The sequence below is a fragment of the Bacteroides zhangwenhongii genome (assembly GCF_009193325.2).
GTDB classification, from domain to species: Bacteria; Bacteroidota; Bacteroidia; order Bacteroidales; family Bacteroidaceae; genus Bacteroides; species Bacteroides zhangwenhongii.
In genome coordinates, this window is the sequence record NZ_CP059856.1 from 32,908 (window position 1) to 56,782 (window position 23,875).

Consider the following 23,875-nt stretch of genomic DNA (forward strand, 5'->3'; position numbering starts at 1 on the left):
ATGAATAAGATAATCCTATCTATATTATCAACTCTGATGCTTACCGGCTGCGGCACATACAGCCGGTATCATCGGGCTGACCTCCCGACAGAGGGTCTGTACGGGGACATCCCGGAAAATGTTGATACAACAACCCTCGCATCCATTTCATGGCGGGAGATGTTTACAGATCGGGAACTCCAGTCTTTGATTGAGATCGGGCTTGAACGGAACACCGACCTCAACGTGGCGCGTTTGCGCGTTGAAGCGGCAGAGGCGGCTTTGATGACGGCCAAACTGTCCTATCTTCCGTCTTTGGGAATCAATGCCGAAGGTGGCATCAGCCGCTACGACGGGGCTACCGCAAAGACATACAATGTCGGAGCGAGTGCAAGTTGGGAGCTTGACATATTCGGCAAGCTTACGGCTGCGAAGCGTGGCGCGGTTGCCGCACTGCAAGGAAGCCGTGACTATCAGCAGGCCGTGCAGACACAGCTTGTCGCCACGATAGCAGACAGCTATTACACACTTGCTCATCTTGACGCGCAGATAGCGATAAACAACCGGACTTTGGAAAACTGGCGGGCTACCGTGCGCACGCTCGAGGCGTTGAAAAAGGTGGGCAAGGCAAATGAAGCCGGTGTGTTGCAGGCAAAGGCAAACGTGATGAAACTCGAATCATCGCAACTGGCTATATGCAAGAGTATCGCCGAAACGGAGAACGCCTTGTCTGCCATACTTGCCATGCCGTCACACGCGATTGAGCGGAGCGACTTGACCAAAGCCTCTTTCCCTGATACCATATCTGTCGGAGTTCCCATGCAGTTGCTTTCCAACCGCCCCGATGTGCGTCAGGCCGAAATGGAAGTGGCTCAGGCGTTTTACGCCACCCACGTAGCCCGCACAGCCTTCTACCCCAATATCACCCTTTCGGGCACATTGGGTTGGACTAACAATGGAGGTGGGGCGATTACCAATCCCGGGCAATGGCTACTCAAAGCCATCGGTTCCCTGACGCAGCCATTGTTTAACCGGGGCGCGAATATCGCCAACTTGAAGATTGCCCAAACCAAACAGGAAGAAGCCAAATTATTATTCCAACAATCATTGCTGAACGCGGGGAAAGAGGTGAACGATGCCTTAACCGCATGGCAAACGGCTAAGTCGCAATATGAAATAAACACTCGGCAGGTTGAGACCTTGCGTGAAGCGGTGCGCAAGACGGAACTGCTGATGAGCCATTCCGGTACCACCTATTTGGAGATATTAACTGCCCAACAGTCACTTCTTGAAGCAGAACAATTGCAACTGCAAACCTCTTTTGAGCGCATACAGAGCATTATCAAACTTTATCATGCATTGGGAGGCGGTAGGAGTTAAGACCTAAAGTGTAAATGGATTTTATAAATATTGATATAGCCCTCAAACATAGTGCATACCTGTAACATTTGAGAAATTATCAAATATCTCTCATTAGATTATAGTGATATAGTTATTTGTACATAAGTGTGCTTTTTGAGAATATCTATGGCGTGATGACTTCCTTTTACAGGGAGCATTGCGCTATTTTCATATAAATTATTCATTAACAACATCCGAAGTATGGAGATAAATCCATTCATCCGAAAACTTATTCCTTTTTTTTACAGGGAAGTTTTCTACCCGGCCCGTAAATGGTGATGCAGGACTGAACCACCTGCGCCAACTGTTGCTGGAAGCGCACAGAGAGTATCAGGACTATGTAGCCACAGGCGTAATGACGCTGCGGGTGTTTGCCTTGCAGTTCCTCGACGGTCATCATTATGCCGAAAATGACAACGCTGCAGACAAGAACATCCACCGCAAGGCGTTGGGTGCAATCGGCATCCTCCTGTTGGAAAGAACCGACCTTGTCAAACAATTCTTCACCCGGTCTTCACTGGAAGCCCCAGATATAGATAAGGTGATATTCCTTGTCTATACGGAACGTCGTGATGACGGAAAGCAAAATCCGGGAACATCCGGAACCGCCTCTGCGAATCGGGTGCAGGAACAAAGACTCTCGTGTGCAATCCGAGCCGAGGACATGCCACTGCTTGCTGACTGCGCTAATGACTCCAGCTTCTTCCAAAAGAAAGTCACAGTCCAGGAAATGAACGGTCTGATGTACGGAACACTCACTACTCCATTGGTGGCACTAAATCTTATGGGCATCGCCTATTTTTTTGACTGTCTGAGTGCCATGAACCTTGTCAGCCGCTGCTGGCAGACTGTCCTTGAGCGTAGCGGTTCCATCCTGTTGCAAGGGAAGAATAAGCCGCAGACACGTTCCAATTTCTCGTCCGCGCTCAACCGTGCAAGGAGCAACGGCATCTTCAGCAACAAGAATGACATAGACATTCTGATGAAGCATATACGCGAGAAATATGTCCGATAGACGGCCAAAATCCTGAGTGACAGTGCTATTTTGAGTGATACTTTGCAAGTGTCACTCAAAATATTGCTTTCAATGCCCTGTCTCATTGTTACTTTGCAGCCGAAAGCTTTCAAGACACGGGGCGACGGCTCTGAAAGTTGAATCAAAAAGAACAAAGTAACAATGAATGAACAACAGATTATTACAGATACCCAATGGGGAGAACGGTGTTCCGTCAAGCTCGACAAGTTGCTGTTCAGTACTTTACAAAAGCTGCAAATCCCGACAATTATATTTATCAATAAGATTGACCGTGCCGGTGTGAATTTGGAGCGTTTGTATATGGATATAAAAACAAATCTGTCGCAAGATGTCCTGTTTATGCAAACTGTTGTCGATGGATCGGTTTATCCGGTTTGCTCCCAAACATATATAAAGGAAGAATACAAAGAATTTGTATGCAACCATGACGACGATATATTAGAACGATATTTGGCGGATAGCGAAATTTCACCGGCTGATTATTGGAATACGATAATCGCTCTTGTGGCAAAAGCCAAAGTCTATCCGGTGCTACATGGATCAGCAATGTTCAATATCGGTATCAATGAGTTGTTGGACGCCATTTCTTCTTTTATACTTCCTCCGGCATCAGTCTCAAACAGACTTTCAGCTTATCTCTATAAGATAGAGCATGACCCCAAAGGGCATAAAAGAAGTTTTCTTAAAATAATTGACGGAAGTCTGAGACTTCGAGACGTTGTAAGAATCAACGATTCGGAAAAATTCATCAAGATTAAAAATCTAAAGACTATTTACGCGAGTTCGGGATAAGGATTGCGTAAAAAATAGGGTAAAACGAGCTAAAATAGTTCGTTTTACCCTTTGCTAATACATTGATTATTAGTAACTTTATAGTGAAACAAAAAACAAATTACTAATGATTAGCAAGGACAAAATTACTGAAAATCTCTGGAATAACCTCGAAAAACGGGAGAAATGATGCTAAACGACTTAATATCAGAGTTGTTACGGTGTCAAATGATGACAAGCCGAAAAATCGGAAAACGCAAAGAAAAGCGGATTTAAGAAGAAGAATGGTTTGCAAATCATTACCCGTGAAAGAGTAAGATTTAACATATGAGAGATGCTATTGCACCGTTTGTCACCGATTTGCGTATCAAGGTCTAACTCGTTGATATTTAACTTTGCAAACAAAAAACGAGTATGGCAAGAAGTACATTCAAAGTGCTGTTCTACGTGAACGGCAGCAAGGAGAAAGACGGTATTGTCCCCATCATGGGACGAGTGACAATCAACGGTACTGTGGCGCAGTTCAGTTGCAAGCAGACCATCCCGAAAACCCTTTGGGATGCGAAAGGCAACCGAGCCAAAGGCAAGAGTGCCGAAGCACGGAACATCAATCTTGCATTGGACAACATCAAGGCGCAAATCATCAAGCACTATCAGCGCATATCCGACCGAGAGGCATACGTAACGGCTGAAATGGTGCGCAATGCCTACCAAGGGGTAGGAAGCGAGTATGAGACACTGATAAAGGCTTTTGACAAGGATTGCGCCAACTTTCTGAAACGTGTCGGTAAAGACCGCAGCATCGGCACGTACAAGGTCATGGTAAGGGCAAGGAACTATGTCGCAGCCTTTATCAAGTCATTCTACAAACGGACAGACATGTCCATGCTGGAACTTACACCCGACTTCATCAAGGAGTTTGCGGCTTATCTTACGGCTGAACGGGGACTGAAAAACGCCACCATCTGGCTGAACTGCATGTGGCTGAAAGGCGTGGTCATGCGTGCGCACTATAACGGACTGATACCGAGAAATCCGTTTGCGCAGTTCCATATCAGCCCGAATGTTAAGGAACGGGAGTATCTGACAGAGGACGAAATCAAAAGAATCATGGCGCACGAGTTTGACAACCCCACCCTCGCATTGGTGCGAGACCTGTTCATTTTCGCCTGCTTCACCGCCTTGTCTTTCGTGGATATGAAAGAACTCACAACGGATGAAATAGTGGAGGTGAACGGTGAGAAATGGATATTGTCGAAACGGCACAAGACAAATGTCCCGTTCCAAGTGAAGTTGCTGGATATTCCCTTGCAGATAATCGAACGGTACAAGTATCTGTCGGAAGACAAGCTGGTTTTCGGGAAAATCAACTATTGGACGATGTGCAAACAGCTGAAAAAGGTAATGGCAGAATGCGGAATAGAGAAGCAAATCTCCTACCATTGCGCCCGCCATACGTTTGGAACACTGGCTCTTAGCAAGGGGATGCCCATTGAAAGCGTGAGCCGTGTTCTGGGACACACGAACATTGTCACGACTCAAATCTATGCGAAGATAACCACGCAGAAACTTGACAATGACCTGACGATGTTCGGCAACAAGCTGAACGCATCGTTCGGAAGTGTAACCCCATAACCAAGCATAGCCATGAAACGAAGCATCATCACAACGGACGGCAACGGCAACATCACCTTGCCGACCGACATTAGCGCAACCGCCATGAGCGAATGGGAACTTTGCGACCTGTTCGGAGTAACCGCCCCGACATTCCGTGCAGGGCTGAAGGCTCTTTGCAAGAGCGGAGTTTTAAGGGAATACGGGATAAGGCGAAGCATACGGGTATCCGATAATTGCAGTATGGAGGTTTACAACCTTGAAGCGATAGTTGCCCTCGCTTTCCATATCGGCACATTCGGAGCGGAACGGGTACGCAATGCCGTTCTTGAAAGACTGTACCTGCGAAAAGAGAAAACAAGCATCTTCTTCTCGCTGAATACCAACGGTATATCCAAATCCGAATACTTCTCGTAGCTGAATGCCTGACATTATTCACTCGGTAAGTCAGTAATTCATTAAGTCAGTACGACAGAACGACAGACGCTCTGATTTTTTCTCCCGAAAAGCGTAATCCGACATTTGCTTTTCGGGAGTTTTTCCGTTTGCACAACCCGTTTCCTGCCCCAAACCATTGAAAGTTTTTGTTTCGGGGGCTATTTGTCACCATTCTGCCGTGTTTTGCATAACAACCTATCCGATAATTGATTATATTTTTGCAGCTGGTAATTTTCAAACTTAAAACCATTTGATTATGTCAGCTATCGAACAACAGGACAGCCACAGACCGCCATCGGATGGCGGCATGGCAAAGGAAGAATTTATCCGTGTCGGGACAACGCTCTACAAGATTGTGGAGCAACCGAGACTGAACGGAGGGTATGTGAAGAAACGCATCGCATGGAACAACGAGACCCTGCGACAGGATTACGGCAAGGATTACATCGGCAGTGTTCCCAAGTATGACGGCTTCTGCACCGTACCCGAACACATCGGCTACCGTTCCGTGGTCGGCAAGTTCCTTAACCTTTACGAACCGATAGACCACCGACCGCAGGAGGGCGATTTATCGCATATCCAATCTTTGGTACGGCACATCTTCGGGGAACAATACGAGTTGGGGATGGACTATCTGCAACTGCTCTACCTGCAACCGATTCAGAAGTTGCCTATCCTGCTGTTGGTATCGGAAGAACGCAACACAGGCAAAAGCACATTCCTGAACTTTCTGAAACTCCTCTTTCAGAACAATGTGACTTTCAACACCAACGAGGACTTCCGAAGCCGGTTCAATTCCGATTGGGCTGGCAAACTGCTCATCGTGGTGGATGAGGTGTTGCTCAACCGCAGGGAGGACAGCGAACGGTTGAAGAACCTCAGCACCACACTTTCCTATAAGGTGGAAGCCAAAGGCAAAGACCGTGACGAGATTGCGTTCTTCGCCAAATTCGTGCTGTGCTCCAACAACGAGCATCTGCCCGTAATCATAGACGCAGGGGAAACACGCTATTGGGTACGCAAGATAGACCGCTTGCAGTCCGATGATACCGACTTCCTGCAAAAGCTGAAAGCGGAGATACCCGCCTTTCTCCATTTCCTGCAACACAGAAAACTGTCCACCGAAAAGGAAAGCCGGATGTGGTTCAACCCCACATTGCTGCATACAGAAGCCTTGCAGAAGATTATCCGTAGCAACCGCAATCGGCTGGAGATAGAGATGTCGGAACTGCTGCTTGACATTATGGTTGCAATGGATGTGGATAGCGTTTCATTCTGCCTTAACGACCTTGTCGTACTGCTGGTGCACTCGCAGGTAAAGGCGGAAAAGCACCAAGTGCGTAAGGTGGTGCAGGAGTGCTGGAAACTGACACCTGCACCAAACGGGCTTACCTACACCACCTATCAGGGCAATTACAACAGAAGTTGTCACTATGAGCCGATAAAGAGGGTGGGACGCTTCTACACCGTCACAAGGGAGCAACTTGAATCCTTGTAACACTATCATTTTTCTGTTGAATTGTTGAATATGGGTATAAATACACTGACAATAAACGATATACATTCTCAACAAAATCTCAACAAGCCAAAAGAGAAGTTGAGAGACCACCGACACCCGTTTGTGAATTTCTCTTTTGGCGAGTGGTTTGTTGAGAAGATGTTGAGAGGTTACGAGGCTGTATATAAATATATTACATTGACAATTCATCAAATCAACAAATTTTCATCAACTTCAAAACCATATGTAATATGACAATCCAAGATGTAAAGCAAATCAAACTGGCAGACTATCTGCAAAGTCTGGGCTATACGCCTGTAAAGCAACAAGGCAGGAACCTGTGGTACAAATCACCGTTACGGGAAGAAACGGACGCATCGTTCAAGGTAAACACCGAGCTTGAAAAATGGTACGACTTCGGCATCGGCAAAGGCGGAAACATCCTCGCATTGGCAGCGGAACTCTACCGTTCGGAAGATGTAGCCTATCTGCTGAAACGCATAGAGGAGCGGACAGCATACATCCGCCCTGCATCGTTCTCTTTTGGCAGACAGCATTCCGACAATCAGCCTTATCAGGGATTAAAGGTTGGAGAATTGTCCTCTCCTGCTCTTATAGCCTATCTGCAAGAAAGGGGAATAAACATCGGACTTGCCAAAAGAGAATGCAGGGAGCTTCGGTTTATGAATGCCGACAAACCCTATTTTGCCATCGGCTTTCCGAACATGGCAGGAGGATATGAAGTGCGCAACAGATACTTCAAGGGATGTGTCGCCCCGAAAGACATCACCCATATCCGACAGCAGGACGGACAACGATGTATGTGTTACCTGTTCGAGGGGTTCATGGATTACCTCTCATTCCTTACCATCCGAGTGAGAAACAATCCGCAACACCCGCAATTGGACACACAGGACTATGTCATACTGAACTCCGTTTCCAATCTTGCGAAAGCGGAAAGCTTATTGGAAACCTACACCAGAATCGGCTGTTTCCTTGACAACGACACGGCAGGACGGAACACTTGCAAGAAGCTGAAAGAGAAGTTTGGGGAACGGCTGCTTGACAAGTCAATGTACTATCGTGAGTATAAGGACTTGAACGACTACCTGTGCGGTAAGCCCTTGTCCCAATCGGCAGAGCCGATAAAGGAGAAGAAGCAAGTCCAATCCGCAAGGCGGATGATGCAGCCACCGAAAAAGAAAGGGGGATTTCATCTGTAATATGCTCGTCTGCTTTCCGAAAGGTATTTAGACAGAAATACCATAGCTCAATAGGGCGTTTTCTTCACGCATTACTCCGTAACGCTAAAAACACCCTATCGAGCCAAAGGGAAATCCCTTTGGAAACCCTGTGCAAACGAGAGCAGAAGCCAAACTCGTTTGGATTATGCCGAGTGCTGCAATGGTTCATTTGCATAATAAACCCTGTGAGCCGATGCCACAGGCAGAGAGAAGAAACATAACGATAACCGCAAAAACAGTAATGATATGGGATATTTTTCATTGGACATTAAGAAAGCAAAGGGTACATCGGACACCACGCAGTCCGACCATATAGAGAGAAAGATAATACCTAAAAATGCAGACCCGACAAGGACACATCTGAACAGGGTGCTTGTCGAATACCCCGATGGCGTTCACGGCAGGGATGAAGCGATTGCGCACAGACTGAACACAGCAGGCATCAGACGGAAAATCACACACGACCAAGTCCGTGTCGTTCGGGTGGTCTTGTCGGGTACGCACGAGGACATGATGAACATACAGGAAAAAGGAGAACTCGATGAATGGTGCAACGACAGCATCCAATGGCTGCAAGCCACATTCGGCAAAGACAATGTGGTTGCCGCACATCTGCACATGGACGAGAAGACTCCGCACATCCACGCAGCCGTTGTTCCCATCGTGACGGGTGAAAGGCGCAAAGCCAAGAAAGAGCAGACGGACGGTAAGCGCAAGTACCGCAAGAAAACAAATTCCGTCCGTTTGTGTGCCGATGACCTGTTCAACCGCCAGACCCTGGTCGCCTACCACGACAATTACGCAAGGGTGATGGCGAAATACGGATTGCAGCGTGGGGTACGGGGTTCGGAAGCACGGCACACCACCACCATGCAGTATTATAGGAACTTGAAAAAGAAGAATGAAGTCCTCGAAACTGAAACCAGACTGTTGCAGGAGAAGAAAGCCGAGGCGCAGGAGGAACTGAAGCAGGTGAAAGCGGAAATCCGTACCGACAAGCTCAAAAGCGCAGCCACCGATACGGCAACCGCCCTTGCAAGCAGTGTGGGCTCTCTTTTCGGAAGTGGAAAGATGAAATCGTTGGAACGCAGGAACGAGGACTTGCAAGACCGCATCCTTGAACTTGAAGACGAAGCCCGACAACGGGAACGGCAACAAGCCAAGCAGATACAGGAGATAAGAAACGCTTACGAGCAACAGCACCGCAAGCTGTCGGAGTTTGCGGATTTTGTCAGACGCTACTTTCCGTATGTGGAGAAGCTGATGCCCGTGATAAGTTTCCTGCGTGAACGTTTGGGCTTTAATGACGGGATAATCAGAAGACTGTGCGAGTTCAAGGAGGTCGGGATAAAAGGCGAACTCTATTCTTCCGAATTTAACCGAAGTTTTGATACCCGACATTCCGTCTGCTCCATCAAACAGGATGAAAACGGTAAATTCGATTTCAAGATAGACGGGGTTTCACACGTGAGCTGGTTCAGAAAGAAAATGAATGAGTTCAGAGAAGCTATCGGAATACCGAAGCCGAGGCAAAATCGTGGTATAAAATACTAATTTGGAAAGGCGGATGGTTATGCCATCCGTCTAGTTTTGGATTAAGGAGCTGAGAGTTCTTGTATCTAAATGTTTAATTGTGCATGTGTTAACAAAATATTGAACAACAATTATTTCCAATCGAATTAAAATAAGTATCTTTGTAGCTTGGATATGTTATACGTCATCCCCAAGCAGGAAATTACTAATGGACCATTTGACAAAGGAACAACGCCATAAAAATATGGCTGCAAACAAAAGCAAAGGAACCAAACTTGAAATAATGTTTGGAAAATTCCTGTGGAACGCTGGAATAAGGTATCGCAAAAATGATAAGTCGGTATTTGGCAAACCCGATTTTGTCCTTAGAGGGTCTAAAATTGCGATATTTTGTGATGGTGAGTTTTGGCATGGTAGAAATTGGAATATTAGAAAGAATGACCATAAAAGCAATTGTAAGTTTTGGCACTCTAAAATCGAGCGAAATATAGAACGCGACAAGGAGGTCAATGAAGAATTGCGCAAACAAGGTTGGAAAGTCTTTCGATTTTGGGAGACAGAAATAACAGTGAATCCTGATGTATGTTTAAATGAGGTTTTAAATTATATGAATAGAAAATCAACAACTGACGAAAAAATAGCCATCACAAAAATGTGTGGCGGAGGAAAAATATCGATGCAAATGTACGGACCTCATTCGCTAAATGAGGATGGAAGTATAATTTCATTTGAAGAACAAATGGCGATTGTGTCTCACTACCTGCACAATCAAGGCAACAAATACGCCAAACCATATGAGATAAAAGCAGAAGGTCTGATAGAGGATATATACAACATCCATCAAAAGAAATCTGATATACAATGTGTATCAGATGTTTGTGTTCAGTATTCTTTGTTCTCCGATTTGTTTGCCGTTCCGTTCTTACCGATAGAAAAGCCCGAATTTACATTCATTGATTTATTTGCTGGTATCGGTGGGTTTAGAATGGCAATGCAAAATCTTGGTGGCAAGTGTGTGTTTTCTTCCGAATGGGATGTACAGGCACAAAAAACTTACCTGTTGAATTACGGTGAAGTTCCCTTTGGAGATATTACCAAAGAATCCACGAAGTCATTTATACCCGATGATTTTGATATTCTGTGTGCTGGATTCCCTTGTCAGGCATTTTCATTAGCCGGGAAACGTCTTGGATTTGAAGAAACCAGAGGTACATTGTTTTTTGATGTAGCAGAAATCATACGTCGTAAGCGTCCAAAGGCATTTTTTTTGGAAAATGTCAAAGGATTGCTTATTCATGACAAAGGGAAAACAATCCAAACGATATTAAAAGTTTTAAGAGAAGATTTGGATTATTACGTTCCAGAGCCTCAAATAGTAAACGCAATGAATTTCGGAGTTCCGCAGCATAGAGAAAGAGTGTATATTGTTGGCTTTAGAAAAGACCAAAATGTCAATGAATTTACATATCCAACCCCAACTGATACAACTAAAACTTTTGCTGATATAAAAGAAAAAAATACAGTTTCTGCAAAATATTATTTATCAACTCAATATGTGAAGACACTTGTAGCACATAAAGAAAGACACGCAGCAAAAGGTAACGGTTTCGGATATGAAATAATACCGGATAATGGTGTCGCAAATGCTATTGTTGTAGGCGGAATGGGGAGAGAACGCAATCTTGTAATTGATAATCGTCTTGAAGATTTTACACCTGTTACCAACATCAAAGGAGAAATAAACCGTGATGGATTGCGCAGGATGACCCCACGAGAATGGGCTCGTTTACAAGGTTTTCCAGATAATTTCATAATCGGAGTGGCAGATGCATCTGCTTACAAGCAATTTGGAAATTCTGTTGCAGTACCTGCAATTCAAGCAACTGCACAGGAAATAATTAAACGAATCAACCTTTCAAAATCCAAAAAATATGGCACTGACAGGAAATAAAGGAGAATGGAGTGAAATCTACACTTTGCTCAAATTATTAGGAGAAGGAAAAGTTTATGCCGGAGACCAACACATGAACAAAATTCACGATTTGTTCTATCCCATAATAATGATTCTTCGCCAAGAAAAAGAGGGTAATTTCAACTACAAACTACAAGATAGAGATGTAGTGATTCAAACCCCAGAAGGAGAAGAGTTATTGAGAATCCCTGCATCAGTGTTTTTAGTAGAAGCAGAGAATTTATTGAAAGCTATCAATGAAAATGATGGAGCATTTACCGTTCCGAAAATTGAAGCCTTCATGAATCGAATTTATTGCCATGCTTTGAAGGCGAAATCATCTGATAAAACAGATATACGAATCATTTTGCATGACCGAAGAACTAAGATAAATTCTGAAATGGGATTCAGTATAAAATCTCAACTCGGAGGGGATTCAACACTATTAAATGCAAGTAAAGCCACGAACTTTAATTTTAAGATAGAGGGAACTTCTCTTTCTGATGAAGATATTGCAAAAATCAATTCTTTGAATCCAACAAGAAATAAGGTTATAGAGAGATATAAAGCAATAACAAAGAAAGGTTGCAAATTGATATTTGACAAAGTGGATAATTCTACATTTCGTAATAACCTCATTATGCTTGATGGAGACCTGCCGTCCATAATTGCCAATTTGCTTTTAGAACAGTTGAATAGTGGTGTATCCACATTGAAAGAATTGGTAGAACAGATTACAGAAACCAACCCTTTGGGGTACGATACAGAACAAGTAAATCCGGAAAAACCAGACGTGCCGCTTAACAAAAACGATGCGTTTCAAAAAGTACAAAAACGACACGTACAAGAAAAAAGGTGAGCGCGGTCCTATTCAGCATGATCAAAGCCCACCGTTTTTCTTTCACTTGAACCCTCTTTAAATGGCTTTAAAATATCATTTAAAAGCCATTGCAGATTCAAAATAATTCACTATCTTTATGCAATGTTAGGCTGCTATACCTGACACCTCATCCGGCTTCGTGTACAGCATCATGTCTGTATATTTAGCTTGATAGTTTACGCTTGCACTAAACTCCACTTTCCTGCATTCCTTGAATGGGCTGCCGACAAATGGGTTTCGGTCCATCCAGTCGCACAGTTCTAAAATGGAAGACTTGTTCGAAGTGAAATACACGAACGAATGCCCTTTCAGAACGGTTAGTACATCCAGATAGTCAGCCAGACGCCAGAACATCTTGTAAGTACCCACCTCGGTGGAGAGGTACGGCGGATCAACCAGGAACACCACACCCGGAACATCTTTGTAACGTTTGAATACTTCCTTGTAGTCTTCGCTGGTTATAGTCAGTCCTTCCAGATAATCCTTTGCTTCGGGATAGTCTGTCTGCCGAATCCTATTGTAAATGGCTTCTTTCTTCATTCCTTCCAAACTGGTCACATATTTCATGGCGAACAACAAGGATGCGGAAACCGTGATATAATCCACGTAGCCGTGCTCTTTTTCTTCCCTCTCAATACGGGCAAACATTTTATCGCGAATCTCCCCGGTTATACGTTTGTTTCTGGGTTCCCCTTCAGCTATCCGACGCAAATCGGATAACAGCACATTAGTGGCCGGGATATTTACAAGTCGGCAGCGGTAGTTGTCGAAGTCATTATACACAACGGTGGCATCAGACCTGACACATTTGGTAATATGTGACAGCAGGCCCGAGCCACCAAACAGGTCCACAAACACGGTGCTGTCCGGGAACTGTCCCAGCACCTTGATAAATTCCCTCGCAAACATGCGTTTCTGCCCCACGAAAGGAAGCGGGGCGGACAAATACATCTTTTTCATTTCATTCTGCTTTAAAACGGCCGCAAAGGTCCCCAGAATAAACGAAAAACAGCGGGGAACATGAACTGTTCCCGCTGCAAGACATATACAGCAAACTACACGTTCAACCCGAAGCGGACCGTCTCGTCACCGGCGATCAGCGCACGGGTGCCCGGGATATTATTCTCGTAGATATGTACATTGCCCAGGTAGAGAGTGATCGACTTCAAGGGAAGTTCTATCTGCCGCGCCATCAGGTACAGGTGGTAAATATCGGAAGGCAGCCCGAGGTTCGCGTCACTGCTACGCTGGTAGGCGGATAGAACCAGTTCACCGCCATCTAACTGGAACTGTACCAGACTCAAACAGGGTGCCTGGTTGCTCTCGGCACCGGTTTCGCCCAGGAAAAGCACGTAGTTCTTGCTGTTGCGCCTCTCCCGGTTAATTTTCGCTATCAACGGGGGCAGCTTCTCGAAATAGGTCGGGTAACTGTTCACCAGGATGGAGCCGCAATAGTCCCACCAGTTGATGCCGGCCTCCCGGTACTTCTCCACGTTGCGCTCACCCTGCATAAATAACTGCAACTCGCTGCGGAGCTTCTTACGGGCGATATTATGCCCCTCGAATATGTCGAGCAGGTCCGCCGGTGTCAGCGAGAGCTGCTCGTTCAGAAGGTACTGTATGTTTCCCTTCTTGTTGGTCTGTGTCTTTCCCGTGGCAAGAATCTTGTCCAGGATACGGTAATACTTGTTCATAGCCATTTCCTCCTTCTAAATTTGAAACACCCTAAAGATAAGGGGAAACGGCACTCCCTACGGCATAAAACAACCCGTTCACACTGCAAGCGTCTTGCAGTCGCTCTGGAACCGTTTCACCAAGGCATAAACCTTGCGTTCGCTCACCGAATACTTTTCGGACAATACGGCCACAGCATACGAGACTTTTTCACCTTGATCGAGTAGGCGGGTATAGTCCGCGTACAGGTCGATATACCGGGCATCTTCCAGACGGATGCCGGCCGCCTGAAGCCTTTTCAACAGCTCCCGGTTAAAGTTTAATATCTCAATCACTTTCATACAACAAAAAAATTATATCTTTGCATCGCCAATCATTTTTTAGACAACAAAAAAAACGTCAAACCGTGACAGAGGGTATTTGCCCCCGGTCGCGCGGTTTGGCGTTTCATGTTTATAAAAGTGATTGGCGTTACTTTTTAACAGGCCGGGGGCTTTTTTCTTATCCTCCCCCGAAGGATTTATTCCACCCGGTACTTCTCCGGATCAAAAGCGTCTTTCTTCCTCCAGCCGTCAGACAGCGTGTCCTGAACATGCTTCATGGCTTTCGTGTAGAAATCGGTCAGTTCCTCCAGTGTGACGAACTCCCGATATTGGGGAACCTCATCCGTACCGAACTTGAATGTCACGGGAAGCGTAGCACCACCAGTCTGTACGGCCAGATCATACGCTGCCTTATAATTGAACTGGTTTTCACTTGACAGCCATACCGGCATACCTTCATAGAGAAAACCGGAAAGTATCTCACGGTCAATTTGCTCATTATACCAGTCTGTAATGACGGACTTTATAGTATCCATGTGAGGTCTGCCGACAAAGCTTTCCTCCATATAGGAAGCGGATCCGTCTTCACGTTCCTGCACATCCCAGCGGATGCGCCATCTGTTGCGTGCCGGGCTCACGCACTCGATCAGTCTTATCCCGGATGTTCCTTCTACCCGTTTCATGTAAATATGTATTTAGTTCGACCTTTGCCGAAGGTTTCCGTCTTGATGGTGGTTTCGAACGGGAAGCCGTCCGGCATTTCCTTCACTTGCAAGAGGATGTTCTTCATCTCCTCGCTGTTGGTAAAGAACTTTTTCGGTTCGCCGTTCATCTCAATGGCCACGATACAGCGGTCCTCGCCCTGTTCGGTCTTGATGCCCGTCTCAAAGTCCTTCACAATAATCGGTAAGTTTACCAGTTCCCGGATGCTTACCACCACCCCGGGAAAACGTTTCTTGCCGTCCTCCGGCTTGTAGGAAACGTTCAAGTCTTTAAATGATCTCATGTCTTTGCCTGTTAATTTTTTAAACAACGTATGACAGTCGGCGTGCTTGGCCATCCCGTAGAACGACGCTATCAGCTCACGCCTCCTCCTTCTCGATTTTACCTCGTGCATTTTTCGGGCGAACTTCTGCTTGATGCGCTTGCGAATGCGGACATGGTCCGCACCGAAAGTCACATACCCCAGAAAGTCGATGCCCTCGCCCGGCGGGAACACGCGCTCGTTCCCCTTCACCAGGAGACCGGCACACTCCATGCGCCCGTGGACGGCATCACGAATCTTCCACAGTTCCGCTTTCGTTTTACCCAGTACGACGCCGTCATCACAATAGCGGTAGAAATGACGCACGGCATACCTGTCCTTCAGATAATGGTCCAGATACACAGACAAAAGCAAATTGCCCAGCCCCTGCGAGCTGCGCAGGCCGATACTCAGACCTTCAGGCATCAGGCGGACAAAGCTCTCCAGCATGGTCACGAGCTTTGCGTCCTTGAACACCCGGCTGACGCAATACATCACAAAATCCTGCTTCACGCTCTCGTAGAATTTGGTGATGTCAAACTTGTAACAGTAACGCGTACCATCAGGGTCCTCGGCCATGTCACGGCGGACATACGCCAGGAGGTCGTGCATACCCCGTCTCTTGATACTGGCGGAGGTGGTACGGATGAAACGTTTCCGCAGATGGCGGTCCACCACCGCCATGATGGCATGCACGGCGATGCGGTCCTTCATCGGGATCACCTGGATGCGGCGCAGCTTGCCGCCCTCGATGATCTCGCGTTCACGGTAGTCCTTCACGCGGAAAGTACCGGATGCGATCTGCGCGGCCAGCTCCTCCAACACCTCGGGCTTATGCGCGAGCAGATAGCCCCCCTGGCGGCTGCGTTTACGCTTGCTGCCGCGAAGGACCTGCCGGAAGGAAGCCTCCATGTTGGAAGGCTCCACGATCTCCTCGATGATATACCCAACCCTGCGCATAAATTACTGTTTATTGCTTTTAATACGGGGCCTTCAATCCCCCGGGCCCGGCTTCTTCGAACCGTTTCCGGCCTACCAAACCCTACCCGACACTTTATTTTTCAGTTTTCCGGCCCTTGCGGACCGCTGTTACTGCGGCTTGCCCCCCTCGGCACCACGGTGGGGACAAGTCCCCGGTGTTGTACGCCGATTAAAATTTCCTTTCGATTGTTGTTCAGACGAGAACCGATGTTCGTGTTCGTATTCGAGGAATCGTTGTTCGCATTCGACATCGAAACACCGCCATTCGGGTTCGCGTTGTTGTTGCCACGATAGACCACACGGCCTATGGGGAGGCGCCACCTTTCAAATGCAAAAGTACTATTTTCAAATTATTATTTAACAAACAGATACAAAACCTGACGTCAAAAAATATTTTTCGACGGGCTGACGCCCGTAATGAACGGCGTTCCCCTGCTCGGGGAACACCGGACGTTTTGTCGCTTCGCTCCCGCTTTGACGCTTTACGCGGCCGATCATGCAACCTCGCTTATCGCTTTAAACGCCACGGCGCTCGACGCCTTAACGAGCCGGCCGCGGAAGGCCAGACGAGAACCGATGCGTGTCGTATCGAGGAATCGCTCGCATCGACATCGAAACACCGCCACTCGGGTCGCGTGTGCTGCCACGATAGACCACACGGCCGGAGGCAGTGGATATGTAGTAGATGTCGCAGTAATTTGTCGAGGAGGAACCCGAAACGGAACCCACCGGAATCACGTCCATATATTTGCCATGCGCCACGGCGGTAATCCAGATACCGGAGCTCACGGAACCCTTAACCAGGCGGGTACTGCCGTCAGGCATCCAGATGCGCCACTTCCCGGAATTGCCCGTGTCATTAGGGAGGTCCACGCCGTCCATCATGTCATATTTATGACCATAGATGTCCTCGTAGCCAAGGCAGCAAATATTATTCACCTGCGTAACCGTGGCCCCGCCGTAGTCATCCTTCTCACGGTACCACGCATACTGGTGGACGGAGTTTTCTATCAGGCTGTTCGTCACATTAGGGTTGATTGAGGAGGCTTCCTCGTAGCCGATCGTGTCCGTCATCCCGCGGCTGGCAGTACCACCCGTAGTACGGTTGTTCGTGTGAGAGCCCGCGCCGCATTGTTCCTGGCTGTCACGACGACCGTACTTCGCGTAGAAAAGATTCGCGATGCGCGAGTGCATAAGGGCATCAATCTGCTGCATACCGCGCTGGACACTGTAATAGTGAAAATCAGCCCAGGTCATGCTCGCCGTAGTGCTCCCGCCGGTAATGCAGGCGCGAAGTTTGGAACCGACAACACTGCTGCCCACAACGGCACACAAGTGCTCGTCATTAGGCACCCATTCGGGTTCCATATCCTCGATCCTGTCACTGTTAGAAAGGACAACCTTATCGAACTCTGCCGTGTTCAGAATGGAGAAGTGAAGAGCAGTGGCACCCTCCGGAACATCGGCAATCAGGTACATACCGGCCTCGAACTTGTTGCTCAAGGTAGGGACGACGATTGAACTGATGACCGTGCCGGAATCGTCTGTGAAAATGCTTCCGACAAGGCTTGTACCGGGAACGCTCGGGAAACGCACACGCTTGTAACCGTCCACGTTCACCTTGCATACCGAATACGTACTGTCAGTACTGTAGCTGTTCGAAAGCGTATCCTTTCCGCTCATGATCTTACGACCGGAAAGATAACCGCCACTCGTGCCCTTAATGTCGTCAAGCGTAAGGACGTCAGCATCCGGAACGGAAGGCATGTTATCCGAACCGTTACTGCTGTAACAGGAGTAATGCTTGCCGTTCAGGTAATCATTGATACCCTTGCTCCAGAAGAAGGGCTCGTACATCATCCAGTCACCTTCAGTGCCGTCCAGTCTGGCAGCCGTGCCGTCGGCGTACTTGTTGCTGTCCGTGTCGTCCAGCGGGTAGTAGGTCATCTCACCGTCCAGGTTGTTCACCGTGGTATCAACGTTCGCCATGTTCACACCCCGCGTCGTCGCTTTTTTAGTCACTTTAGCAAGTACACGGTGACGCTGCTTCAGGATGGCGGAAATATGACCGCTCACCTCATACGCGTTGTCATACTTGTAGCCGGTACCGTTGTCAAGGTTGCTCACGTTCGCGTCATCCGATACCTCGTCGTCGAACTCGATCATCGTGTATTCCGGCTGCCGGATATTCAGTTCCGGGAAGTGCGCCTTCAGAGCGCTGTACGTATCGTCATCAATGTAGCGCGTGAGCTGTACCGTACCCACCAAAGCGCACGTGTCCGTAGTATTGCCATCGGAATCCACACCGCCCATCCCGACAAACTTATTCAGCCACGTACCGTCATCCTCGCGGTCAATACCGGTTACTCTGATACGTTCCACACCCGTGCAACGGCCCAGCAGGGTTTCCCAGTCAATACCTGGACAACTGTCAAAGATGAAGGTCTTCACCTTGCTGTAGCTTTCCAATGTCAGCCCGCCGGTGGTCAGTCTGCCCAGATATTCCAGACGGAGGCTGGTCAGTGTACCGGGAAGGTGGAGCAGCGTCACGGGAGAACCCTTGGCTAGCACCACGCTCTGCACCTGCGTACCGCGGGTCTCAAGTTCTTCCAGCTTGGTCTGCGCACTCAAATCCAGCTCGGTACTGGTACTTCCCCCGGTTTTCGCCTGTGCCTGGTTACGAAGGTTGAGTTTACGTAGCTGCTTGCAGTTGCCGATGTTCAACCACCAGCCGGTACTGCCGTTGCCGGAACTTTGAAGGTTCAGTTCGCGCAGCACGGTACATTTGCCCAGGTCGAAAGCGTTTTTCAGGTGGTCGGCGGCCCCGCTCATATCCAGCACCTTCATACGGCTCGCGCCATAAACCCTCAAGGGATCGTTCACCGTATAGGCACCGGTGATGGAAAGGCTCGCAGCCGCATCTTTCTTGATGATGCCGGTATTCCCTATATTCGGACTGTTGTTCGTACCGTAGCCGAAAGCATAAACCTCGTTGGCCGTAATCTTCAGCACGTCGGGGGTGTCAGCAGCCGTACGTGCCAGATAGAGGTCGATGTTGTCACTGGTGAAATTGCTCGTGCCGTACTTGGCATCCAGAAGGGCGAAACGATTACGCACGAAATATTCACGGTGCGCACGGTTACTGCCCTGAAGGGCGTAGATGAACGGCCACACCTTGCCGTACATCTCCTGCGTGGCGGGCAGGATGTACTTCAGCTCGCTGCTCTTGTTATAGGCACGGTCGCACCAGTTGCCCGCCTGCTCCACGTTCAGCATGTCCAGGACACGGCTGGTGGTAAGTACACCGCGAAGAGCCTGCGCCTGTGTCTTCAGGTCAGCGTCCAGGTTGGCCAGAACGAGGTTCCAAAGCCAGCTGTCACGGCCTTCAAAGGCATATTTCCCGGCCTCGGCATCATAAGTGTCGCGGTCGGTGGTGTAGTCATACACCAGGAAACAGTCGTTGCGTTTTCCCATCTGGGTATCACCGTCGTAGTAGGTGATGTACCATATCAGGCCGTCCCACGTGCGCAGCATCATGTTCTTCGCACGCTGGTCAACGGCAAGGAAATAGTCCGTCCAGAGGTAATACGTCAGCAGGAAAGCCTTGTCGAAATAGTCACTTATCTCGTCCCTGAACTTCTCGCTCTTAAAAGTGGAGAGGTCGGCGCTCGTCGCACCGTCCGGAACACACGAGCGTATCCATGCGTACAACCGTTTCACGGCCGTACGCTGCGACTCGTCAAGGCCCGCCCATTTCACATCATCCGGAACGTTGGTCTCGGCACCGGCATCAAACACCTCCTCCAGATGAGCGTCACTTGTGGTCTTGAAAAGGCACATGGCCTCGGTATTGTTCAGCATTTCCAGAGTGAGGGGACAGGCAGGATCGTAACCCTCCACGCCACTAAGGCCGAACAGGTCGCCGCTCTTGCTTTTCTCGTTGTTGAAGTTGTACTGCCCCACATAGTCGTTCTCGCCGTCCTCCGCAGCCGCCACAAACATGTCGATAGGCACACCGTCGATAGCGGTACGCACGGTGACCGCGTTCAAATCGCTGCCGCCCGTCTCGTACTGGTAACGCTGCGGAGGGGTGAGAAGCCCCATCTCCTTCAGCACGTCGTTGAACAGTTTGGCACCGCCTGTGTTCAGCGACATGGACGAGTCGGAATAATCACTCTTCAGACAGATCAGGTTCATGGCGATGCCACCGGGACGGACGGGATATTTCTTTTCCGCCTGCTCCTTGCCGCCAACGGTGAAGCTAAGGTTCGTGCCGCCCTTGCTGATATAGATACGGATGTTCTTGCTCGGATATTTCGTGGAACTGGTACCCTGAATACGGATATAACAGTCACGAAGCACGAAGTCGTATTCGGATCCGAAAGGGGAGTAATAGAAGATATCAGCCGAAAAGTCCGTCTTCTTGTTGTTCTCGGCATACACGTCATCGAGCTTGTTCTGGCGCACGATACGCAGCACCCCCTTACCCTTGGCACGCAGCTTGTCCATATCCACAGTGTCGGTATCACCCAGGATATCGTTCTCTTCGTACAGCGCGATCATCTCCTCACCGTCCACACTGTCCACCATCCGGTTCTCCAGTTCCTCGTCGTCACTCAACCGGCGGGTATAGATACGCACGCTCTTTACCTCCACGTCCGCCCCGGCGCTGTCAATGGTGATATATTTCGGATTGTCCTGGCGGAAGCTGAAGGCGTTGTCGTAGATGTCGGCACCGGTACGGTTGCCGTCCACATAAAGCTCCATCAGACGGCTCTCATTGCGGGTACCCACCATGAGGGCCACCTTGATCCACCGGTCTTCCACATAATTCGTGCCCAGCTTGATCTCACGCTCCACCAGCTCGTCGTCCTCGTTGGTATAGGACACTTTCTCACCGGTCTTGAAACTCGCTTCCGAAGGGGTGATATAAAGCCCCTTGCCACTGTCGAGACAGTCCACAACTGCGGTATCGCTGTCAGTGGGATTGCTTACCCGGAGGGTCAGTTCAATGGTCAGCCCCGTACTTTTCACATCGGTGGCAAAGGGCCGGTAGCCGATGACGGCTTTCGCACCGTTGGTCAGCTTCAGCGCCTCACCCGTCCAGCCGTTGCTGCTCCAGTCAAAACCCTCGAACGTGGTCTCCACGCCGTTCGACTCCCATGTTCCGGGGTTACTCTCCCCGTTGCTGCGACCCGCCGCGTCAAGCTTGACCGCTAGGCCGTAGGTGGCCTCGCTGATATCGATACCGCTCTCACCCACGTCGATGCGCAAAGTGTACCCGGTCGGACCGGCTTTCAGGACAAGCGTCTGCGTGCCTTCCTCGGTAAACCGGTTACTGTAGGTCATCATGCTGCGAGAAGCGCTCACGGTACTGCTCTTGACGCTGTTTTTCCAGAACTCCACTTCAGCGGGCACACGGTCGGGATCATAGGCCACCCAGTCGAAAGTGAGCTTCTCGTAGCGGCCGGCTTCAAGGACCGGCTCCAGATGCTCGTCCCGTCCGAGGACATGCCCGTCGGCATGAATGAGCTTCAAACCGATGAAGGGCGCGCCGGTTCCGGCCTTCAGCAGGTCGATATGGATGCTCTCGCTTTTCAGCGTGAGGTCGTCAGTTTCCATCTCGGCCACCAGCTGGGCGGTATGCCGCCCCACGGACAGGCCGGTCATGGAAACCTCGAAACTGCCGTTCGTCGTGCCGCTGCGGGTGACCGTATGCGCGTTCTGCTGTACACCGTCCACGTACAGGCTGACGGTTTTCGTGCCGGTACCGCTCACGGCGTAGGGTATACTCGCGGAATCATAGGTACCGTAACCGCCGTTCTGGATGGTGGCCGCCAGGTTGTAACCGCAGGAAAGGGACAGGGTGACGCTCTTCACGCTCACGTACGCCTGCTTCTTCTGCGCCTTACCCGTGGTGGGATCGGTAGTCTCGGCAATGACGTAGATATCGCTCGTGCCCACCAGCAGGTATTTGGTCAGGTCAAGGGTATAGGTACCCTTGCTCACTTCCTTCAGCGAGGAGGAATAAGTGGTGGTCGTCCCGCGCTTCACCTGGATGGTGACGGTCGCTTTCTGTCCGGTACTGCTACCCTTGTCATCACCGCCGGCAACCTGGTGGTCATAGGTATAGGTAAGTTTCACCGCTCCGCCTTCCTTCACGGTTTTCTTGTCGGTCTCGGCAAGCAGCACGATCTTGGTGGTGGAGGACTCACCGCCGCCACCGCTGCCGGCCGGGATGTCAACGCTCGCGATCTCCGCCCCGCTCTTGTTGGTCAGCGCAAGGCGGACACTGCTCTCGTCGTCGCTCACTTCCGCGCTCATGCCGAACACGGTACCGGCTTCCACCTCCTGGAATTTGGCGGCGACGGTCTTGTTCTGGACGGGATTGGTACTGTCAGCATCCAGGCTCTCGTCCACTTCCAGCTTGTCGATGGTCAGATCCACGTTGCCCTCGCTGTCGGGAACTTTCTTCTCGCCGTTCACCGTCAGGCTCTTCATCGTTCCGGCACCGCCGAAGTCCTCCCAGCTCGCCTCCTGCTCCCAGCTCGACAGACTTGTCCCCACGAACTGTTTGGTCTCCCATTTGCCCTGCGAGACTTCATAGGTGATGCAACGGCCCTTGTAACGGTATTTCTCATCCACGGCACCGATCGCGGAGGAAAGGACATAATAACCGCTCTCCAAAGGGACTTCCGCCGTCACATTATACGTGTTACCGCCACCACCCGTACCACCGGGAATATCAACGGAGGCAATCTCCGTCCCGGTCTTCCCCAGCAGGGTGAGTTTCACCGTGTCGTTCTCCTCATCAGGGACGGCCGTCATGCCACCGACCAAACCGTCGTTCACACCGGCGGCGGCATCCTCCGCCTGTTTCGCAGCCGCGGATGCCGCTGCCGCGGCGGAATTTGCAGTTTCAGCAGCCTGATTGGCGGTACCGGCCGCATCAGACGCCATACCCGCAGCTTTATTCGCCAAAGCCGCAGCATTATCCGCTTTCGTGGCAGACGCATTCGCCGTGGCAGCGGCATCATCGGCCGGTTTACGCAAAAGGGTAAGCGGAGCACTCACCAGCTCACTGCCGCGAAGGGCGGGGAGACTTTTGATATTGTCAAGGGAGCTGACCTCCACAAGTTCATCAACGCTCTGGCTCTCGGCCTTGATAGCGTTCAGGATCTCCTGTTTTTCCGCATTTGTCATGGCTAATCCTCCATTACCCTTCTATCTGTTTCACTATTTGGGAATAACAGCCCGGAGTAAGACCGGTAACAGCTTCCTTTATCAAAACCGCATCCTCCGATGTCAGATCCACATCCGCATCGGAACCCATAATCCTCATGCAAAGACTGTAAGCATGTAATTTCTTTTCATTATCCGTCTGAATATTACCGCTCGGACGGAAACCGGTACCGTTGAACAGGCACTGGGAGACTATGACTCCCATACACTGGGGTTTCTTATCAATCAACAGCACGCTACCGTCGAAATCCTTAAAATACACATTAAAATTTACTTTCATATCCTT

The 23,875-nt window shown here is 49.2% G+C and carries 15 protein-coding genes and 2 pseudogenes; 10 read left to right on the forward strand and 7 right to left on the reverse strand.

Annotation, left to right across the window (positions count from 1 at the left end):
* The 10 genes and pseudogenes from GD630_RS00125 to GD630_RS00170 all read left to right on the forward strand — a co-directional run bounded on the left by GD630_RS00125 (position 1) and on the right by GD630_RS00170 (position 12,324).
* Positions 1-1,359, forward strand: a complete 1,359-nt coding sequence (locus GD630_RS00125) for an efflux transporter outer membrane subunit (RefSeq protein ID WP_087395702.1) — start codon at positions 1-3, stop codon at positions 1,357-1,359.
* Positions 1,360-1,687: 328 nt separating this feature from the next.
* Positions 1,688-2,395, forward strand: a complete 708-nt coding sequence (locus GD630_RS00130) for a hypothetical protein (RefSeq protein ID WP_087395705.1) — start codon at positions 1,688-1,690, stop codon at positions 2,393-2,395.
* Between the two features lie 225 nt (positions 2,396-2,620).
* Positions 2,621-3,193 (forward strand): annotated as a pseudogene (locus GD630_RS00135) (GTP-binding protein); the annotation flags it as partial.
* Between the two features lie 408 nt (positions 3,194-3,601).
* Positions 3,602-4,822: a site-specific integrase gene (locus GD630_RS00140; protein WP_070737279.1), complete on the forward strand. Its 1,221-nt coding sequence runs from the start codon at positions 3,602-3,604 to the stop codon at positions 4,820-4,822.
* 12 nt (positions 4,823-4,834) lie between these two features.
* The gene (locus GD630_RS00145) at positions 4,835-5,218 is read left to right on the forward strand and encodes a hypothetical protein (protein WP_032536285.1); all 384 of its coding nucleotides are present in this window, start codon (positions 4,835-4,837) and stop codon (positions 5,216-5,218) included.
* 277 nt (positions 5,219-5,495) lie between these two features.
* Positions 5,496-6,737 carry a primase-helicase family protein gene (locus GD630_RS00150; protein ID WP_182505678.1) on the forward strand — a complete coding sequence of 414 codons (1,242 nt, stop codon included), beginning with the start codon at positions 5,496-5,498 and terminating at the stop codon, positions 6,735-6,737.
* Between the two features lie 251 nt (positions 6,738-6,988).
* Positions 6,989-7,960, forward strand: coding sequence for a toprim domain-containing protein (locus GD630_RS00155; protein WP_070737285.1), 972 nt, complete (start codon positions 6,989-6,991; stop codon positions 7,958-7,960).
* Positions 7,961-8,227: 267 nt separating this feature from the next.
* Positions 8,228-9,535: a MobV family relaxase gene (mobV, locus tag GD630_RS00160; protein ID WP_117817874.1), complete on the forward strand. Its 1,308-nt coding sequence runs from the start codon at positions 8,228-8,230 to the stop codon at positions 9,533-9,535.
* 187 nt (positions 9,536-9,722) lie between these two features.
* Positions 9,723-11,465, forward strand: a complete 1,743-nt coding sequence (gene vsr, locus GD630_RS00165; RefSeq protein ID WP_117600066.1) for a DNA mismatch endonuclease Vsr — start codon at positions 9,723-9,725, stop codon at positions 11,463-11,465.
* Positions 11,446-12,324 (forward strand): HpaII family restriction endonuclease, encoded by an 879-nt coding sequence (locus GD630_RS00170; RefSeq protein WP_143865204.1) that lies wholly within the window; start codon positions 11,446-11,448, stop codon positions 12,322-12,324. The genes vsr and GD630_RS00170 overlap by 20 nt, the downstream gene beginning before the upstream one ends.
* Before the next feature lie 126 nt (positions 12,325-12,450).
* Here the strand turns inward: GD630_RS00170 and GD630_RS00175 are convergent, their stop codons facing one another.
* The 7 genes and pseudogenes from GD630_RS00175 to GD630_RS00205 form a co-directional block, all read right to left on the reverse strand.
* On the reverse strand, positions 12,451-13,305 hold the full coding sequence (locus GD630_RS00175) for a DNA adenine methylase (protein ID WP_005943904.1): 855 nt from the start codon (positions 13,303-13,305) through the stop codon (positions 12,451-12,453).
* Between the two features lie 95 nt (positions 13,306-13,400).
* Positions 13,401-14,045 (reverse strand): thymidylate synthase, encoded by a 645-nt coding sequence (locus GD630_RS00180; protein WP_004326020.1) that lies wholly within the window; start codon positions 14,043-14,045, stop codon positions 13,401-13,403.
* Between the two features lie 72 nt (positions 14,046-14,117).
* Positions 14,118-14,360, reverse strand: coding sequence for a hypothetical protein (locus GD630_RS00185; protein ID WP_004326021.1), 243 nt, complete (start codon positions 14,358-14,360; stop codon positions 14,118-14,120).
* Positions 14,361-14,539: 179 nt separating this feature from the next.
* Positions 14,540-15,025 carry a DUF4376 domain-containing protein gene (locus GD630_RS00190; RefSeq protein ID WP_005943907.1) on the reverse strand — a complete coding sequence of 162 codons (486 nt, stop codon included), beginning with the start codon at positions 15,023-15,025 and terminating at the stop codon, positions 14,540-14,542.
* On the reverse strand, positions 15,022-16,326 hold the full coding sequence (locus tag GD630_RS00195; RefSeq protein ID WP_005943911.1) for a reverse transcriptase domain-containing protein: 1,305 nt from the start codon (positions 16,324-16,326) through the stop codon (positions 15,022-15,024). The genes GD630_RS00190 and GD630_RS00195 overlap by 4 nt, the downstream gene beginning before the upstream one ends.
* Positions 16,327-16,841: 515 nt before the next feature.
* Positions 16,842-23,550 (reverse strand): annotated as a pseudogene (locus GD630_RS00200) (hypothetical protein).
* A 13-nt stretch (positions 23,551-23,563) separates the two neighbouring features.
* Positions 23,564-23,869: a hypothetical protein gene (locus GD630_RS00205; protein ID WP_005943920.1), complete on the reverse strand. Its 306-nt coding sequence runs from the start codon at positions 23,867-23,869 to the stop codon at positions 23,564-23,566.
* Between the last annotated feature and the right edge of the window lie 6 nt (positions 23,870-23,875).

Excerpts from the sequence above, each read along its gene's own strand:
- GD630_RS00205 (WP_005943920.1), bottom strand. The coding sequence starts at position 23,869 with ATGAAAGTAAATTTTAATGTGTATTTTAAGGATTTCGACGGTAGCGTG.
- GD630_RS00185 (WP_004326021.1), bottom strand. The coding sequence starts at position 14,360 with ATGAAAGTGATTGAGATATTAAACTTTAACCGGGAGCTGTTGAAAAGG.
- GD630_RS00140 (WP_070737279.1), top strand. The coding sequence starts at position 3,602 with ATGGCAAGAAGTACATTCAAAGTGCTGTTCTACGTGAACGGCAGCAAG.
- GD630_RS00170 (WP_143865204.1), top strand. The coding sequence starts at position 11,446 with ATGGCACTGACAGGAAATAAAGGAGAATGGAGTGAAATCTACACTTTG.
- GD630_RS00125 (WP_087395702.1), top strand. The coding sequence starts at position 1 with ATGAATAAGATAATCCTATCTATATTATCAACTCTGATGCTTACCGGC.
- GD630_RS00190 (WP_005943907.1), bottom strand. The coding sequence starts at position 15,025 with ATGAAACGGGTAGAAGGAACATCCGGGATAAGACTGATCGAGTGCGTG.
- vsr (WP_117600066.1), top strand. The coding sequence starts at position 9,723 with ATGGACCATTTGACAAAGGAACAACGCCATAAAAATATGGCTGCAAAC.
- GD630_RS00180 (WP_004326020.1), bottom strand. The coding sequence starts at position 14,045 with ATGGCTATGAACAAGTATTACCGTATCCTGGACAAGATTCTTGCCACG.
- mobV (WP_117817874.1), top strand. The coding sequence starts at position 8,228 with ATGGGATATTTTTCATTGGACATTAAGAAAGCAAAGGGTACATCGGAC.
- GD630_RS00175 (WP_005943904.1), bottom strand. The coding sequence starts at position 13,305 with ATGAAAAAGATGTATTTGTCCGCCCCGCTTCCTTTCGTGGGGCAGAAA.
- GD630_RS00195 (WP_005943911.1), bottom strand. The coding sequence starts at position 16,326 with ATGCGCAGGGTTGGGTATATCATCGAGGAGATCGTGGAGCCTTCCAAC.
- GD630_RS00150 (WP_182505678.1), top strand. The coding sequence starts at position 5,496 with ATGTCAGCTATCGAACAACAGGACAGCCACAGACCGCCATCGGATGGC.
- GD630_RS00155 (WP_070737285.1), top strand. The coding sequence starts at position 6,989 with ATGACAATCCAAGATGTAAAGCAAATCAAACTGGCAGACTATCTGCAA.
- GD630_RS00145 (WP_032536285.1), top strand. The coding sequence starts at position 4,835 with ATGAAACGAAGCATCATCACAACGGACGGCAACGGCAACATCACCTTG.